15 protein-coding genes are annotated in these 13,913 nt (G+C 60.9%); 3 read left to right on the forward strand and 12 right to left on the reverse strand.

Annotated features, from left to right (window positions below; genetic code table 11):
- Positions 1–52 precede the first annotated feature (52 nt).
- Positions 53–721, reverse strand: coding sequence for a heme exporter protein CcmB (ccmB, locus tag AACY07_RS18875; protein WP_133076033.1), 669 nt, complete (start codon positions 719–721; stop codon positions 53–55).
- A complete protein-coding gene (ccmA, locus tag AACY07_RS18880) occupies positions 718–1,299 on the reverse strand; it encodes a cytochrome c biogenesis heme-transporting ATPase CcmA (protein WP_374105687.1) in 582 nt (193 codons plus the stop codon). Before ccmA ends, ccmB begins: the two co-directional genes overlap by 4 nt.
- 245 nt (positions 1,300–1,544) lie before the next feature.
- Here ccmA and fliK point away from each other — a divergent pair, with 245 nt between their 5' ends.
- Both fliK and AACY07_RS18890 read left to right on the forward strand, forming a co-directional pair.
- The gene (gene fliK, locus AACY07_RS18885; RefSeq protein ID WP_339476760.1) at positions 1,545–3,116 is read left to right on the forward strand and encodes a flagellar hook-length control protein FliK; all 1,572 of its coding nucleotides are present in this window, start codon (positions 1,545–1,547) and stop codon (positions 3,114–3,116) included.
- Positions 3,113–3,427 carry an EscU/YscU/HrcU family type III secretion system export apparatus switch protein gene (locus AACY07_RS18890; protein WP_339476762.1) on the forward strand — a complete coding sequence of 105 codons (315 nt, stop codon included), beginning with the start codon at positions 3,113–3,115 and terminating at the stop codon, positions 3,425–3,427. Before fliK ends, AACY07_RS18890 begins: the two co-directional genes overlap by 4 nt.
- A 127-nt stretch (positions 3,428–3,554) precedes the next feature.
- Here the strand turns inward: AACY07_RS18890 and AACY07_RS18895 are convergent, their stop codons facing one another.
- Both AACY07_RS18895 and AACY07_RS18900 read right to left on the reverse strand, forming a co-directional pair.
- Positions 3,555–4,832 carry an amidase gene (locus AACY07_RS18895; protein ID WP_339476764.1) on the reverse strand — a complete coding sequence of 426 codons (1,278 nt, stop codon included), beginning with the start codon at positions 4,830–4,832 and terminating at the stop codon, positions 3,555–3,557.
- Positions 4,833–4,861: 29 nt separating this feature from the next.
- Positions 4,862–5,275, reverse strand: coding sequence for a VOC family protein (locus AACY07_RS18900; protein ID WP_339476766.1), 414 nt, complete (start codon positions 5,273–5,275; stop codon positions 4,862–4,864).
- Between the two features lie 108 nt (positions 5,276–5,383).
- On the opposite strand from AACY07_RS18900, the gene AACY07_RS18905 reads away from it, so the two are divergent.
- Positions 5,384–6,250 carry a LysR family transcriptional regulator gene (locus tag AACY07_RS18905; RefSeq protein WP_339476768.1) on the forward strand — a complete coding sequence of 289 codons (867 nt, stop codon included), beginning with the start codon at positions 5,384–5,386 and terminating at the stop codon, positions 6,248–6,250.
- Positions 6,251–6,365: 115 nt separating this feature from the next.
- Here AACY07_RS18905 and AACY07_RS18910 read toward each other — a convergent pair whose 3' ends face one another.
- The 8 genes from AACY07_RS18910 to AACY07_RS18945 all read right to left on the reverse strand — a co-directional run bounded on the left by AACY07_RS18910 (position 6,366) and on the right by AACY07_RS18945 (position 13,910).
- Positions 6,366–6,758, reverse strand: a complete 393-nt coding sequence (locus AACY07_RS18910; RefSeq protein WP_133076027.1) for a DUF2802 domain-containing protein — start codon at positions 6,756–6,758, stop codon at positions 6,366–6,368.
- Positions 6,759–7,241, reverse strand: a complete 483-nt coding sequence (locus AACY07_RS18915; RefSeq protein ID WP_133076026.1) for a chemotaxis protein CheW — start codon at positions 7,239–7,241, stop codon at positions 6,759–6,761. It abuts the gene before it with no gap.
- Between the two features lie 38 nt (positions 7,242–7,279).
- Positions 7,280–8,002 (reverse strand): CheW domain-containing protein, encoded by a 723-nt coding sequence (locus AACY07_RS18920; RefSeq protein ID WP_133076025.1) that lies wholly within the window; start codon positions 8,000–8,002, stop codon positions 7,280–7,282.
- An 84-nt stretch (positions 8,003–8,086) separates the two neighbouring features.
- Positions 8,087–8,875, reverse strand: coding sequence for a ParA family protein (locus AACY07_RS18925; protein WP_133076024.1), 789 nt, complete (start codon positions 8,873–8,875; stop codon positions 8,087–8,089).
- A 38-nt stretch (positions 8,876–8,913) separates the two neighbouring features.
- Positions 8,914–9,804, reverse strand: a complete 891-nt coding sequence (motD, locus tag AACY07_RS18930; RefSeq protein WP_219261014.1) for a flagellar motor protein MotD — start codon at positions 9,802–9,804, stop codon at positions 8,914–8,916.
- A 2-nt stretch (positions 9,805–9,806) separates the two neighbouring features.
- Positions 9,807–10,547, reverse strand: coding sequence for a flagellar motor protein (locus tag AACY07_RS18935; RefSeq protein WP_133076022.1), 741 nt, complete (start codon positions 10,545–10,547; stop codon positions 9,807–9,809).
- On the reverse strand, positions 10,547–11,692 hold the full coding sequence (locus tag AACY07_RS18940; RefSeq protein ID WP_339476774.1) for a protein-glutamate methylesterase/protein-glutamine glutaminase: 1,146 nt from the start codon (positions 11,690–11,692) through the stop codon (positions 10,547–10,549). Before AACY07_RS18940 ends, AACY07_RS18935 begins: the two co-directional genes overlap by 1 nt.
- A 49-nt stretch (positions 11,693–11,741) precedes the next feature.
- Positions 11,742–13,910, reverse strand: coding sequence for a chemotaxis protein CheA (locus AACY07_RS18945; protein WP_339476777.1), 2,169 nt, complete (start codon positions 13,908–13,910; stop codon positions 11,742–11,744).
- Positions 13,911–13,913 lie beyond the last annotated feature (3 nt).

A 13,913-nucleotide genomic window follows, 5' to 3' on the forward strand; every position in this document is an offset into this window, starting at 1 on the left:
TCGAGTGTCATGCCAGCCAGGGTCTTTACTGGTCCACGGGGACCAGACCTCATTATTCACCGACGCTGATTTTCAGGCCGGCAGCTATAGCAAAGGGTGTCAGGGTTACTGCCAGGGCGGTCAGGCTACCAAGCCACAGCAGATAACCGGTTGCGGGCATGCCCTGGAGTGCCGCCTGCAAGGCGCCACTGCCCAGGATCAGCACCGGGATATATAAAGGCAAAATCAGCAACGCCAGCAGCAGGCCGCCACGCTTGAGGCCAACGGTCAGCGCAGCCCCCACGGCCCCGAGCAGGCTCAATACCGGCGTCCCGAGCAGCAACGACATCAGCAACACCGGCAGGCAGGCTACCGGCAGCCCCAGCATCAAGGCCAGCAGTGGCGACAGGATGACCAACGCCAGGCCGGAGAACAGCCAGTGTGCCAGCACTTTGGCCAAGACCAGTAGTGGCAGGGGGTGCGACGAAAGGACCCACTGTTCAAGGGATCCGTCCTCAAAATCACTGCGAAAAAGCCCGTCCAGCGAGAGCAAAACCGCTAAAAGCGCTGCGACCCACAGCAGCCCCGGAGACAAGGTTTGCAACAATTGAGTCTCGGGTCCGACTGCCAAAGGGAACATGGCGATCACAATTGCAAAAAATACCAGGGGGTTGGCCAACTCGGCCGGACGGCGAAACAGCAAGCGCGCCTCACGCGTTACCAACGTTGCGAACACACTCATACAGCCCACTGCCCCAGGTCGATATTGCGATAACCGGCCGGCATCCGGCTCAACGTATGGTGTGTGGTAAGCACCACCATGCCGCCGCTTTCGCAGTGGCGGGCCAGGTGTTCTTCGAGTTGCGCCACGCCTTGTTTGTCGAGCGCGGTAAAAGGCTCGTCGAGAATCCACAACGGCGGGCTGTCCAGATACAAACGGGCCAGCGCCACACGCCGCTGCTGGCCGGCCGACAAGGTGTGGCACGGCACATCTTCAAAGCCCTTGAGCCCTACCGCTGCCAGTGCCGTCCAGATCGCTTCGCGGGTGGCCGGGCGGTGCAACGCACAGAGCCAGCCCAGGTTTTCTTCGGCGGTGAGCAAATCCTTGATCCCGGCGGCATGGCCGATCCACAGCAGGTTGGTCGTCAGTTCATGGCGCTGACTGCTCAAGGCCTGACCGTTGAGGCGTACTTCCCCCGCCGTCGGCTGCATCAGGCCCGCCAACAATCGCAGCAGGCTGGTTTTGCCGCTGCCGTTGGGGCCGCTGATTTGCAACATGTCACCGCTGGCCAGACGCAATTCGAGGTTCTCGAACAACATCCGCCAGTCACGCTCACAGGCGAGCGATACGGCTTCTAAAAGAGGGCTGGTCACGTAATTGAGGCCTTCACGGTTCAAGTCGGCTCAGGCGCGGCCGTTAAAGTGATGCAGAATAAATGCATTTGCGGCCGGTTTCAGAGAGCTGGATCAAACAATTGCAATGTTTTCATGCCCTCTGAACGACGGGGCAGCATTATACATGCCATGTCCTACGCTAAAGAGGGCAATTTCGACAGGTTGTTACGATGAAAGGCGACATGAATATTCCACCTATTCCACAAACCACGCCCAGTAGTCTGCGCCCAGGTCTTGTGGGCGGTGAAGTGCTCAAGTTGTTACAGCCTGCCGAAGGCCTGATAAGACCCGGCCAAAGTGCCCAGGCAGAAGTGATATCGCTCAAGCAAAACGATCTGGCGTTCCAGTTGCTGCTCAAGCTGACCCTGGCCGGTGGCCGGGAAACCAACGTCCAGGCCAGCAGCAACTTTCCTTTGCCCGTGGGCACACAGTTGGCCGTGACCCAGCCTTCAGCAGGCAATCTTGCGATCAGCCTGCAACAGGCACTGAGTAGCAGCGTCGCCACCCTGACCCGCCTTGATACGCAACAAGTCCCCGTGGGCACGCTGCTCCAGGGCAAAGTACTGACCACCCAGGCGTTGGCCCAACCCGCCGGGCAACCGGCAATCTATCGCTCGTTGGTCACACTGCTCAACAGCGCCTTGAGCGGCAGCACCCTGACCCTGGACAGCCCGCAGCCTTTGCGGATCGGCAGTTTGTTGAGCGCCCGGGTGCACGATGCGCAAAGCCTGAACTTTGTCCCGCTCAGTGGGCGCCAGGAGCAACTGGCCGTCACGCAGCAACTCGCAATCCAACAAAGCCGCCAAGGGTCACTGGAGGGACTGCTCGGCGCCCTGCAAAAACTGCCGCCCAACGCACAGATGCCTCCTGAACTACGTGCCTCTATCGACACGCTGTTGGCTCAATTGCCTACACCCTCGCAACTGAGCAGCCCCAAAGCACTGAGCAGTGCCTTGCTCAACAGCGGCGCATTCCTGGAAGCCAAGTTGCTCAGCGGTCAGATACAAGCACTGGCTCCGGACATGAAGGCCACGTTGCTGCGACTGATTGCGCAGATTCTGCCCGGCGTACCGGCCAGTACCGGTTTCAATCCCGGCATGGCCGCCAGCACCCAGGCCCAGGCACTGCCGACCTTTGTGCGCAATGCCCTGGGCATGCTCGGCCAGGTCAGCGCCAAGCCGCAGCCGGGCGGTTTCCCCCTGCCCCAGCGTTCGGTGCAGAGCGGCGAACATGAAGACAGCCTGGAAAATTTGCTGAAACTGGCAGCGGCGGCCATTTCACGCCTGCAAAGTCATCAGTTGTCGAGTCTTGAGCAAAGCGGACGCACGGCCGATGGCAGCGTGCTGACCACATGGCAACTGGAAATCCCCATGCGCAATGCCCACGACATCGTACCTTTGCAGGTCAAGTTCCAGCGAGAAGACCCGCCAGAGAAAGAGCCACAAGACACACCCGAGCCCCGGGAAATCAAGGACCCGCTATGGCGGGTAGAACTGGCCTTCGACCTCGCACCTCTGGGTCCGCTGCATGTGCAGGCGCAGCTGCTGCGCGGCAACCTGTCGGGCCAGCTGTGGGCCGAACGGGCCTCTACGGCGCACTTGATCGAGAGCCAGCTGGGCGACTTGCGCCAGCGTTTGAACGACGCAGGGTTGAGCGTGACCGATCTGGACTGCCACCAGGGCACCCCGCCACAGAGCGGCCACACCCGACTGGAACAACGCTGGGTGGACGAAACCGCATGAACATAGAGTCCGTACCCCGCCAGGCGATAGCCCTCAAATACGACGGCAAACAGGCCCCTACCCTCACCGCCAAAGGCGACGATGAATTGGCGCAAGCCATCCTCATACTGGCCCGCGAGCATGGGGTGCCGATCTATGAAAATGCCGAGCTGGTCAAATTACTGGCGCGCATGGAATTGGGCGACAGCATCCCGCAGGAGTTGTACCGAACCCTGGCAGAAATCATTGCCTTTGCCTGGCAGCTCAAAGGCAAATTCCCGGCAGGGTTTGATCCGGATGCCGAGCCGCAAGAGCGGGATATCACCCCCTGACAGCCTCAGGCCTTGTAGTCGCTGCCGAGGAACGAAGGCTGCGATCGACGGCACAGCGGTCAGTCAGCCAAACCGTGTCGACACCCTCGCGAGCAAGCCCGCTCCCACAGGGCATGGTTTGGCACCCTCACGATCGCAAAGCCCTGTCCACCTGCTGCGCAGCCTCAAGCAGCACACTGTCCTGACGAAAACCACCAATCAGTTGCAACCCCACCGGGAGTTCACCCGGCTGTCTGGGTAAGGGAATGTTGATTTGAGGCAGCCCGAATGCCATCCAGCATTTGCAAAAGTCCGAAGGCCCCGTCGTTTCCAGCCCCAGGGGCGCAACCATGCCGCAGGTAACGCTCAGCATCCCATCGAAGGGTGCAAAAATCGCCTGCAGTCTCGGTGCCTGCGCAGCCAGGCGAGCCTTGGCCGCTGACTCCTGCTCCCATGTCGTACCCCTGGCCCGCTCGATCATGGCCACCACTGACGAGCTCAGCAGTTCAGGGCTCGATTGCCACTCTTTGGACAGCGACCGTGCGCCCTCGCAGTCATTGATCAACAGGTGGTCGTCAAACACGTTCGCAAAATCATCCGGCAGGTCCACTGTGGTCACGGTGTGGCCTGCAGCCTTCAACCTCTGGACCGCCGCCAGTAAAGCGTCAGCCACCATCGGGTCCACCTGGTCCCAGCGCGCAGTACGACAAAACCCGAACGTCCTGCTGCCGCTCTCCCGAGCCGATTGCGGCAAACCGGGCACCAGTACCTGAGCGACGAGCGCCAGGTCGCGAACCGACCGGCCATACCAGCCCAGCGTGTCGAAGCTGGGCGCCAAGGGTTTGATCCCTTCCAGCGAAACCAGCCCATAGGAAGGTTTGAACGCATACAGCCCGCAATAGGACGCAGGCTTGAGCAGCGAGCCCGCCGTTTGCGTGCCCAGCGCCACAGGAAAGAAACCCGCGGCCATGCCTGCAGCAGAACCGGCACTGGAGCTGCCTGGAGTCCGGTCCAGATCATGGGGATTGCGGGTCGGCCCGGTTTGCATATAGGCAAACTCGGTGGTGTGGGTCTTGCCCATGATCACCGCTCCCGCCTGACGCAGCAGCGCAACCACATGGGCATCGCGCGACGGCCAGTTGTTGTCATAGATCGGGGAGTAAAAACCCGTGGGGTGGTCGCGGGTATCAATGATGTCCTTGACCCCAATCGGCACTCCGGCCAGCAAGCCGTTGATCCCGGGGCTACTCAGCCCCTGTGCCTGTTTGCGCACCACCTGCGGGTCGAGGGCGACGAACGCCCGGATCGCAGACTCACGGGCGTTTGTCTGACTCAGGAAATGCTCGGCCACAATGCCGGGGCTCAGGTGCGCGGTGCGGACCTGTTCGGCAATCGAGTGGGCGTCCGCCGTGTCGAGAAAACTCATGCTGTATTCAACCTCTGCTCATGACTGCGTTACTGGGCATACACCGACGCCCACTCTGTAAAACCCTTGATCTCGATGGGGTTGCCCGAAGGATCGAGGAAAAACATCGTCGCCTGCTCCCCCGGGGTCCCGACAAAACGAAGGGTCGGCTCCAGCACAAACTCCACGCCGCGATCCATCAGACGCTCTTTCAAGGCCAGCCAGTCAGGCATGCTCAGCACCACCCCGAAATGCGGCATGGGCACCCAGTGATCGCCCACCTTGCCGGTGTTGCTGACGGCAAACGGCTCACCCAGGTGCAAGGACAATTGATGGCCGAAAAAATCGATGTCCAGCCACGTATCAGTGCTGCGACCTTCCGCGCAGCCCAGCACATCGCAGTAAAAGCGGCGCGCCGAGCCCAGATCGTGAACGTGATAAGCAAAATGAAAGAGTGATTGCACAGTAACCTCCTGAAACTTGAAATAGCCCAATGCCCCTGCAGGAAATCATGCAGTGCGCCATTCAAAAGAGATAACCTGTTATTTTTTCCATAAAAGAAAGAAATTCTTATGGATACGCGCTATCTCAGAAGCCTGATTGCCGTGGTGGAATGCGGGTCAATCGCCAAGGCGGCCCGCCTGGAAAACCTGACGGCTGCCGCGGTCAGCCAGCGTATTGTGGCGCTCGAACGGCAGTTGGGGCTCCAGCTTCTGGTGCGGGTCGGCCACGAGGCCAAGCCCAGCCTGGCTTGCATGGACTTGCTGCCCAGGGCCAGAAGCATCGTCGATGAAGTGGCGCTTCTGGCAAGTGACGTCGACGCCCTGGGCCTGACCGGTCCCTTGCGCATCGGTGCGATTTCGACGGTACTCACGGGCCTTCTGCCCCAGGCCTTGCGCAGCCTGACTCGCTCAACTCCCCAGCTGAAACCGGTGATCGTTCCAGGGACATCCCGCTCGCTGTATCAGGCGCTGGAGGCCAACGAACTGGATGCCGCGATAGTGGTCGCGCCGCCGTTCACGCTGGCCAAGACCTTCGATGGGGTATTGCTACGCAAGGAACCCTTGGTGTTTATCTCCAATGAGCACTCAACTCAGGGCATCGACGCGCGCCTGCAACACTGCCCGTATATTCAATATGACCCGGATGCGTGGGGGGGCCGCCATGCCGTCCAGTACCTGCAAGACCAGGGCCTGAAACCAGCCGCCCTGCTGGATCTGGATGCGCTGGAAACCATCGCCCTGCTGACCGCGCAGGGGTTGGGAGTCAGCCTGGTGCCTTGCTGGTCGGGGATTGAGCGCTGGACGGACAGTTGTGTCGTGGAGCCTGTGGGTGACGAACGCTATGACCGCAGGATTGTGCTGATCAGTCATGCACAAGGGCCACGGGGGCGAATGGTTGAAGCGTTGAAACAGGCGCTGCAGGAGAATACGCCATGAACTGATCTGTGGGAGCGGGCTTGCTCGCGATGCAGGCGCTGCGGTCTTTCAACTTAATCGCGTCGACCTTATCGCGAGCAAGCCCGCTCCCACAGGATCAGATGCAGATGCAGGCTCAGCCCTTGTGCATCTTGCTCATCAACTCGGCCTCGGCCTGAGTCAAACCACAGGCCTGGGTCAGTTCGTCGACGCTGGCGCCCATGCTGACCAGGCGCGCTGCCTGGTTGAACGACAGACTGGTGGGGTCGCGCTGTTCCAGCTGGGTCAGCTTCTCGGGCAGCGGTGCGACCACCGCGCGCAGCTCGTGCAGGTCTTCACCCATTTGCACATTGCCGTTCTGGTAGGTGTCCAGCCGCCGCGCCAGCTCCCTGAGGCGCCGGTCACGCTGCTCATCGCCCGCAACCTGCTGCGCCGCGAGCACGCGCTGACGGCGCACATGGCTCACGAACAACCACAGGGTCACGGCCCACAACAGGCCCAGGACGATTACCGCCACCTCAAGGATCAATCAGATGTTCTCCAGATCCGACCATTCTTCTTCGGTCATCATTTTGTCCAGCTCAACCAGAATCAGCAGTTCGCCGTTCTTGTTGCATACGCCCTGGATAAACTTGGCCGACTCGTCGTTGCCCACATTAGGCGCCGTTTCGATTTCAGACTGACGCAGGTAAACCACCTCGGCCACGCTGTCGACCAGAATCCCGACCACTTGTTTGTCCGCTTCGATGATGACGATGCGCGAATTGTCGGTGATTTCTGCGTTGTAGAGGCCAAAACGCTGACGCGTATCGATGACCGTTACCACGTTGCCGCGCAGGTTGATAATGCCCAGCACGTAGGAAGGCGCACCGGGGACCGGGGCAATTTCGGTGTAACGCAGCACTTCCTGGACTTGCATCACATTGATGCCGTAGGTCTCGTTGTCCAGCTTGAAGGTCACCCATTGCAGGATCGGATCTTCACTACTTTGTTGTGCGGCTGACTGTTTCATACACCAAACCCTTGACTGAATACCGCTGATTTAAATAATTACTGCTTGCCCTTGGCAATCAACTCGGCCAATTGCGCCACGTCCAGCAATGCGCACATGTGTTCAATCACGGTGCCCGCCAGCCACGGCCGCTGCCCACGCTGGGAGCGCCATTTGATTTCGTTCGGATGCAGGCGCAATGAGCGGCTGACTTGATGCACCGCCAACCCCCACTCGTAGCCCTGCACAGAAATAACGTATTGCAGGCCCTCGCGAAAATCATCGCGATAGCGCTCGGGCATCACCCAGCGCGCGGTATCCAGCACGTTGAGCTTGCCGCTCTGGCTCGGCAGTATCCCCAGGAACCAGTCCGGCTGACCAAACAGCGGCGTCAGTTCACGACCGGCCAGCGAATAGATAGAACCCAGGCACACCAACGGCACCGCCAGGGTCAACCCGGCCACGTCGAACAGCAGGCACTCGAAGGGTTCTGCGGCCCACGCGGGGCGGCCATCATCGGGTATCGGCAAATGCGCACCGGGCGCACTTGGCCGATGTACCTCGACCAACGGATGGGCCAGCGCCTCGGCGGGCACGCCCACTTGCGAGAGTTCCACCGGCATGGCCAGCGGCGCTTCAACAGGCGCGTCAGTGGCCGGTTCAAGTTCCGGCGCAGCGGGTTCAACCGACTCCAGCGCCTGGGTTGCATCAAACAGCAAGTCGTCCAGATACGACTGCAACGCCACTTGCGAGCGGTTGGAAAGTGCTATCGGCTGCGTCATAAAGTGCCCCACTCAACAGCCTCGCGACAGAGACTTGTAGACGTTATCGGCCACACGGGACCGATACTTGAATAACCGTCCACCTCAAGCCACCTGAGGGGCAAGCTGGCGGGTCAGTACGTGCTTGAGCAACGCACGATAGGCGATTACCCCCCGGGTCTTGTCATCGAACTGCGAAGGCGTCTGCCCTGCCCGGCTGGCATCACGCAAGCGGGTGTCGACCGGGATGAAGCCCTGCCACAGGGTGTCGGGATACACGTCGCGCAACACCCGCAAGGTGCTCATCGAGGCCTGGGTACGGCGGTCAAACAAGGTCGGCACGATGCAAAACGGCAGTTCCTGCGCCCGCGAGCGATTGATCATGCGCAGGGTGTGGACCATGCGCTCCAGGCCCTTGAGCGCCAGATGCTCGGTCTGCACCGGAATGATCAATTGCTGGCTGGCCGCCAATGCGTTGACCATCAGCACACCCAGGATCGGCGGGCTGTCGATGATGGCGTAGTCATAGTCCTGCCACAGTTGCGCCAGGCTGCGCGCAATCACCAGGCCCAGGCCACTTTGCCCCGGCGCCTGACGCTCCAGGGTCGCCAGGGCGGTGGTCGCCGGCAGCAAGGCAATCTTCTCGTGGCTGGTGGGCAGCAGCAATTGCGCAGCCAGACCTTCCGGCACCTGGCCCTGATGCAGAAAGAGGTCATACACGCTGTGTTCCAGACCATCGGGGTCATACCCGAAATAACTGGTCATGGAGCCGTGCGGGTCGAGATCGACCACAACCACCCGCTTACCCGCTTCTGCCAGCAAACCGGCCAGAGCGATGGATGTGGTGGTCTTGCCGACCCCACCTTTTTGATTGGCTACTGCCCAGACTCTCATTCAGTTGTTCCTCCCGGCTGCATGCGTGCCGGCCGAGACTATAGGGTTGGTGACGGGGAATTGACGGCATTCCCTCTAACCAGTGGCTGTGTCTGTGGCGGTGCAGTTTGTGTGCCAGCACGCTTGAGGGCGGCATCCGGTGTCGCGTTGGCGGTTCCCGTACCGGTCAGGCTGCGACGCACCTCCAGGTTACGCGACACCACCAGCACCACCCGACGGTTGAGCGCACGCCCCTCCGGGGTTGCGTTATTGGCCACCGGCTGGAACTCGCCGTAACCCACCGATGCCATGCGCCCCGGGTTCACGCCCTGCATCGCCAGCATGCGCACGATGCTCGCCGAGCGTGCCGACGACAGCTCCCAGTTGGTGGGATATTGCGCGGTACGGATCGGCAGATCGTCCGTAAAACCCTCGACGTGAATCGGGTTTTCGAACGGCTTCAGGATCGCTGCCACCTTGTCGATAATGGTGAACGCTGCATTGCTGGGCATCGCGTCGCCACTGCCGAACAGCAAGCTTGAGTTGAGTTCGATTTCGACCCACAACTCATTGCCGCGCACGGTCAATTGTTTGGACGCGATCAAGTCGCCAAACGCATGGGTGATGTCATTGGCAATGGTTTTAAGCGGGTCATCGGGGACTTGCCCAAGGCCCGCGTCGGTATGTTCACTGTCTTTGATCAAGGGTTCGGCAGGCGCGACCGTCAGCGGGCGTTCCTGACCAATGGGCACCGGCTTGATGCTGCGCTCGGTGTCATTGAACACGCCCACCAGCGCCTGGGAGATCACCCGATACTTGCCTTCGTTGATCGAGGAAATCGAGTACATGACCACGAAGAAGGCAAACAGCAAGGTGATGAAGTCCGCGTAGGACACCAGCCAACGTTCGTGATTGATGTGTTCATCCGCAGGGCGACGGCGACGGCTCATAGTTAACCCGTGAAGCCTTGAAGCTTGAGTTCGATTGAGCGCGGATTCTCGCCTTCGGCAATCGACAGGATGCCTTCGAGCAGCATTTCGCGGTACAGCGACTGGCGCATGGCAATGGCCTTGAGCTTGCTGGCGATGGGCAGCAACACCAGGTTGGCACTGGCCACCCCGTAAATGGTCGCCACAAACGCCACCGCAATTCCGCTGCCCAGTTGTCCCGGATCGGCCAGATTGCCCATCACATGGATCAGGCCCATGACCGCGCCGATAATGCCGATGGTCGGCGCATAACCGCCCATGCTTTCAAATACTTTGGCGGCTTCGATGTCGCGGCTTTCCTGGGTCATGTAATCGACCTCCAGCACGCTGCGAATGGTTTCTGGCTCAACCCCGTCGACCAGCAACTGCAGGCCCTTGCGCGAATAATTGTCGGGCTCGGTGTCGGCCACACCTTCCAGGCCCAGCAAGCCTTCCTTGCGCGCCGTCAGGCTCCAGTTGACGACACGGTCAATGCCCCCCGCCATGTCGATACGCGGCGGAAACAAGATCCACACCACGGTCTGCATCGCCCGCTTGAATGCGCTCATGGGCGACTGCAACAGTGCCGCGCCCACCGTCCCGCCCAGCACGATCAGCGCTGCCGGACCATTGGCCAGGGCGCCGAGATGGCCGCCCTCCAGGTAGTTGCCGCCGATGATCGCGACAAACGCCATGATGATGCCAATCAGGCTGAGCACATCCATCAGTGGCAGGCCTCCACCAGGTGTTTGCCGATGTCATCAAGGCTGTACACCGCGTCGGCCAGGTTGGCTTTGACGATGGCCATCGGCATGCCGTAAATCACGCAGCTGGCTTCGTCCTGTGCCCACACCTGACTGCCGCCCTGCTTGAGCATGCGGGCACCTTCACGGCCGTCCGCGCCCATGCCGGTCAGGACCACCGCCAAAACTTTGTCACCAAAGGACTTGGCAGCCGAACCGAAGGTGATATCCACACACGGTTTGTAGTTCAAACGCTCGTCGCCCGGCAGGATGCGTACCGCGCCGCGACCGTCAATCATCATCTGCTTGCCGCCCGGTGCCAGCAGGGCCAGGCCGGGGCGCAGGATGTCGCCGTCTTCGGCTTCCTTGACGCTGATGCGGCACAGCTTGTCCAGGCGCTCGGCAAACGCCTTGGTAAACGCGGCCGGCATGTGCTGCACCAGCACAATCGGCGCCGGAAAATTGCCCGGCAACTGGGTCAACACCCGCTGCAAGGCCACCGGCCCGCCGGTCGAGGTGCCGATGGCGACCAGTTTGTAGGCCTTGCGCTTGGGCATGCCCGACGTTGATGCCGGTGCAGGCGCGCCACGGCTGGCAATCGGCGTGGTGCGCGCAGGGGGCAACGAGGCAGTCGGCGCGGGGGACACATAACCGCCAAGGGCAGGCCGAGGCACAGGCGCAGGGGCTGAGACCGCAGGTGCTGGCGCGCTGTAGCTGGACATTCGGCGGTTGCTGCGCGAGATGCTGTGAACCTTTTCGCACAGCATCTGCTTGACCTTCTCGGGATTGCGCGAGATGTCTTCGAAGTTTTTCGGCAAAAAATCCACCGCCCCGGCATCCAGCGCATCGAGGGTCACGCGGGCGCCCTCGTGGGTCAGCGAGGAGAACATCAATACCGGGGTCGGACAGCGCTGCATGATATGACGCACGGCCGTGATGCCATCCATCAACGGCATCTCGTAATCCATCGTGATCACGTCCGGCTTGAGCGCCAGCGCCTGATCGATGGCTTCCTTGCCATTGGTGGCGGTGCCGATCACTTGAATCGTCGGGTCAGCCGACAGAATTTCCGAGACGCGGCGGCGGAAAAAACCGGAATCATCCACCACCAGGACCTTGACTACCATAAACACTCCGTTAGGCGGTGCGGGGCGCAAAAGCCCCGGCTCACCAGAATCAAATACGCCGTGATGCGTAGTGCTTGAGCATGCTCGGAACATCCAGAATCAAGGCAATACGACCATCACCGGTAATGGTGGCGCCCGACATGCCTGGCGTGCCCTGGAGCATTTTGCCCAACGGCTTGATCACCACCTCTTCCTGGCCGACCAGTTGATCGACCACAAAACCGATGCGCTGGGTACCGACCGACAAAATCACCACATGCCCTTCGCGCTGTTCTTCATGGGCGGCAGACGCCACCAGCCAGCGCTTGAGGTAGAACAACGGCAGGGCCTTGTCGCGCACGATCACCACTTCCTGGCCGTCGACCACGTTGGTGCGCGACAAGTCGAGATGGAAAATCTCGTTGACGTTGACCAGCGGGAAAGCAAACGCCTGGTTGCCCAGCATCACCATCAGGGTTGGCATGATCGCCAGGGTCAGCGGCACCTTGATGACGATTTTCGAGCCACGACCCAGCACCGACTCGATGCTCAGCGAGCCATTGAGCTGGGCGATCTTGGTTTTCACCACGTCCATGCCCACGCCACGTCCGGACACATCGCTGATCTCGGTCTTGGTGGAAAAGCCCGGCGCAAAAATCAGGTTGTAGCAGTCGCTTTCGCTCAGGCGATCGGCTGCGTCCTTGTCCATCAGGCCTTTTTTCACCGCCAGGGAGCGCAGGAAATTGGCATCCATACCTTTGCCGTCATCGGAGATCGACAGCAGGATATGGTCGCCTTCCTGCTCTGCCGACAGCACCACCCGACCGCAGCTTGGCTTGCCTGCAGCAGCACGTTCTTCCGGGGTTTCGCAACCATGGTCGACGGCGTTGCGCACCAAGTGGACCAGTGGATCGGCCAGGGCTTCGACGAGGTTTTTATCCAGGTCGGTCTCTTCGCCCACCAACTCCAGGCTGATTTCTTTCTTCAACTGACGCGCCAGATCCCGCACCAGCCGCGGGAAGCGACCGAATACTTTTTTGATCGGCTGCATGCGGGTCTTCATCACTGCGGTTTGCAGGTCGGCGGTGACCACGTCGAGGTTGGACAGGGCCTTGGCCATGTCCTCGTCATGGCTGTTCAGGCCCAGGCGCACCAGACGGTTACGTACCAGCACCAGTTCGCCGACCATGTTCATGATGTCGTCCAGCCGTGCGGTATCGACCCGCACGGTGGTTTCTGCCTCAGAGGCAACCGGCTTTTCCGACGGTGCAGCTGCCGCCCGGGCCGGGGCGGCACGCGCAGCCGCAACCGGTTTGGCGGGCACAGCCGCAGCGACAACGGCTGCGGAGTCCGGACTGAACTTGCCTTTACCGTGCATCTCATCGAGCAGGGCTTCGAATTCGTGATCGCTGATCAGGTTCGGGTCGCCCGCTGGCTCCTCGGCCGGGGCAACAGGTTCGACGGCCGCAGCGCCCAGTGCGTCGGTGTTGAACGCACCCTTGCCATGCAATTGATCGAGCAAGGCCTCGAATTCATCGTCGGTGATTTCATTGCTGACTTCAGCTACGGCTGCTGGCGCTTCGTCGGGCACTGCGCTGACCACTGCGGCATCCGCAGAAAACTGGCCTTTGCCGTGCAACTGGTCAAGCAGCAACTCAAATTCGGCGTCGCTGATTTCGTCACCCGCCGAGATGTCTGCCGGGACAACCGGCTCGGGCTCGTGGGCAGCGGCCTTGACCGCATCGAGGGATTCCAGCAGCTGTTCAAATTCGCTGTCGGTGATATCCGTCACCGGGGCTGCGACTACCGCCACCGGCACAGGCTCAGGTGCTGCAACCACGTGAGCGGTGGCAGGTTCTGCCAGACGCGCCAGCGCCGCCAGCAACTCGGGGGTCGCCGCGGTGATAGGGCTGCGCTCGCGCACTTCGCTGAACATGCCGTTGACCGCATCCAGGGCCTCAAGCACCACGTCCATCAACTCCGCGTCGACGCCTCGTTCACCCTTGCGCAGGATGTCGAAGACGTTCTCGGCGATGTGACAGCACTCCACCAATTCATGGAGCTGCAGGAAGCCGGCGCCCCCTTTGACCGTATGAAAACCGCGAAAAATGGCATTGAGCAGGTCCGCATCATCCGGTCGGCTTTCCAGCTCGACCAGTTGCTCGGACAGCAACTCCAGAATTTCGCCGGCTTCAACCAGGAAATCCTGAAGGATTTCTTCATCGGCGCCGAAGCTCATGTA

Source organism: Pseudomonas sp. RL_5y_Pfl2_69, assembly GCF_963970465.1.
Classification (GTDB): Bacteria; Pseudomonadota; Gammaproteobacteria; order Pseudomonadales; family Pseudomonadaceae; genus Aquipseudomonas.

What these genes read in the sequence shown, in the direction of transcription:
- AACY07_RS18905 (WP_339476768.1), top strand. Translation starts at nt 5,384, where the DNA reads ATGGATACGCGCTATCTCAGAAGCCTGATTGCCGTGGTGGAATGCGGG.
- AACY07_RS18945 (WP_339476777.1), bottom strand. Translation starts at nt 13,910, where the DNA reads ATGAGCTTCGGCGCCGATGAAGAAATCCTTCAGGATTTCCTGGTTGAA.
- AACY07_RS18895 (WP_339476764.1), bottom strand. Translation starts at nt 4,832, where the DNA reads ATGAGTTTTCTCGACACGGCGGACGCCCACTCGATTGCCGAACAGGTC.
- ccmA (WP_374105687.1), bottom strand. Translation starts at nt 1,299, where the DNA reads ATGTTGTTCGAGAACCTCGAATTGCGTCTGGCCAGCGGTGACATGTTG.
- AACY07_RS18935 (WP_133076022.1), bottom strand. Translation starts at nt 10,547, where the DNA reads ATGGATGTGCTCAGCCTGATTGGCATCATCATGGCGTTTGTCGCGATC.
- AACY07_RS18920 (WP_133076025.1), bottom strand. Translation starts at nt 8,002, where the DNA reads ATGACGCAGCCGATAGCACTTTCCAACCGCTCGCAAGTGGCGTTGCAG.
- AACY07_RS18940 (WP_339476774.1), bottom strand. Translation starts at nt 11,692, where the DNA reads ATGGTAGTCAAGGTCCTGGTGGTGGATGATTCCGGTTTTTTCCGCCGC.
- AACY07_RS18915 (WP_133076026.1), bottom strand. Translation starts at nt 7,241, where the DNA reads ATGAAACAGTCAGCCGCACAACAAAGTAGTGAAGATCCGATCCTGCAA.
- ccmB (WP_133076033.1), bottom strand. Translation starts at nt 721, where the DNA reads ATGAGTGTGTTCGCAACGTTGGTAACGCGTGAGGCGCGCTTGCTGTTT.
- motD (WP_219261014.1), bottom strand. Translation starts at nt 9,804, where the DNA reads ATGAGCCGTCGCCGTCGCCCTGCGGATGAACACATCAATCACGAACGT.
- AACY07_RS18925 (WP_133076024.1), bottom strand. Translation starts at nt 8,875, where the DNA reads ATGAGAGTCTGGGCAGTAGCCAATCAAAAAGGTGGGGTCGGCAAGACC.
- AACY07_RS18890 (WP_339476762.1), top strand. Translation starts at nt 3,113, where the DNA reads ATGAACATAGAGTCCGTACCCCGCCAGGCGATAGCCCTCAAATACGAC.
- fliK (WP_339476760.1), top strand. Translation starts at nt 1,545, where the DNA reads ATGAAAGGCGACATGAATATTCCACCTATTCCACAAACCACGCCCAGT.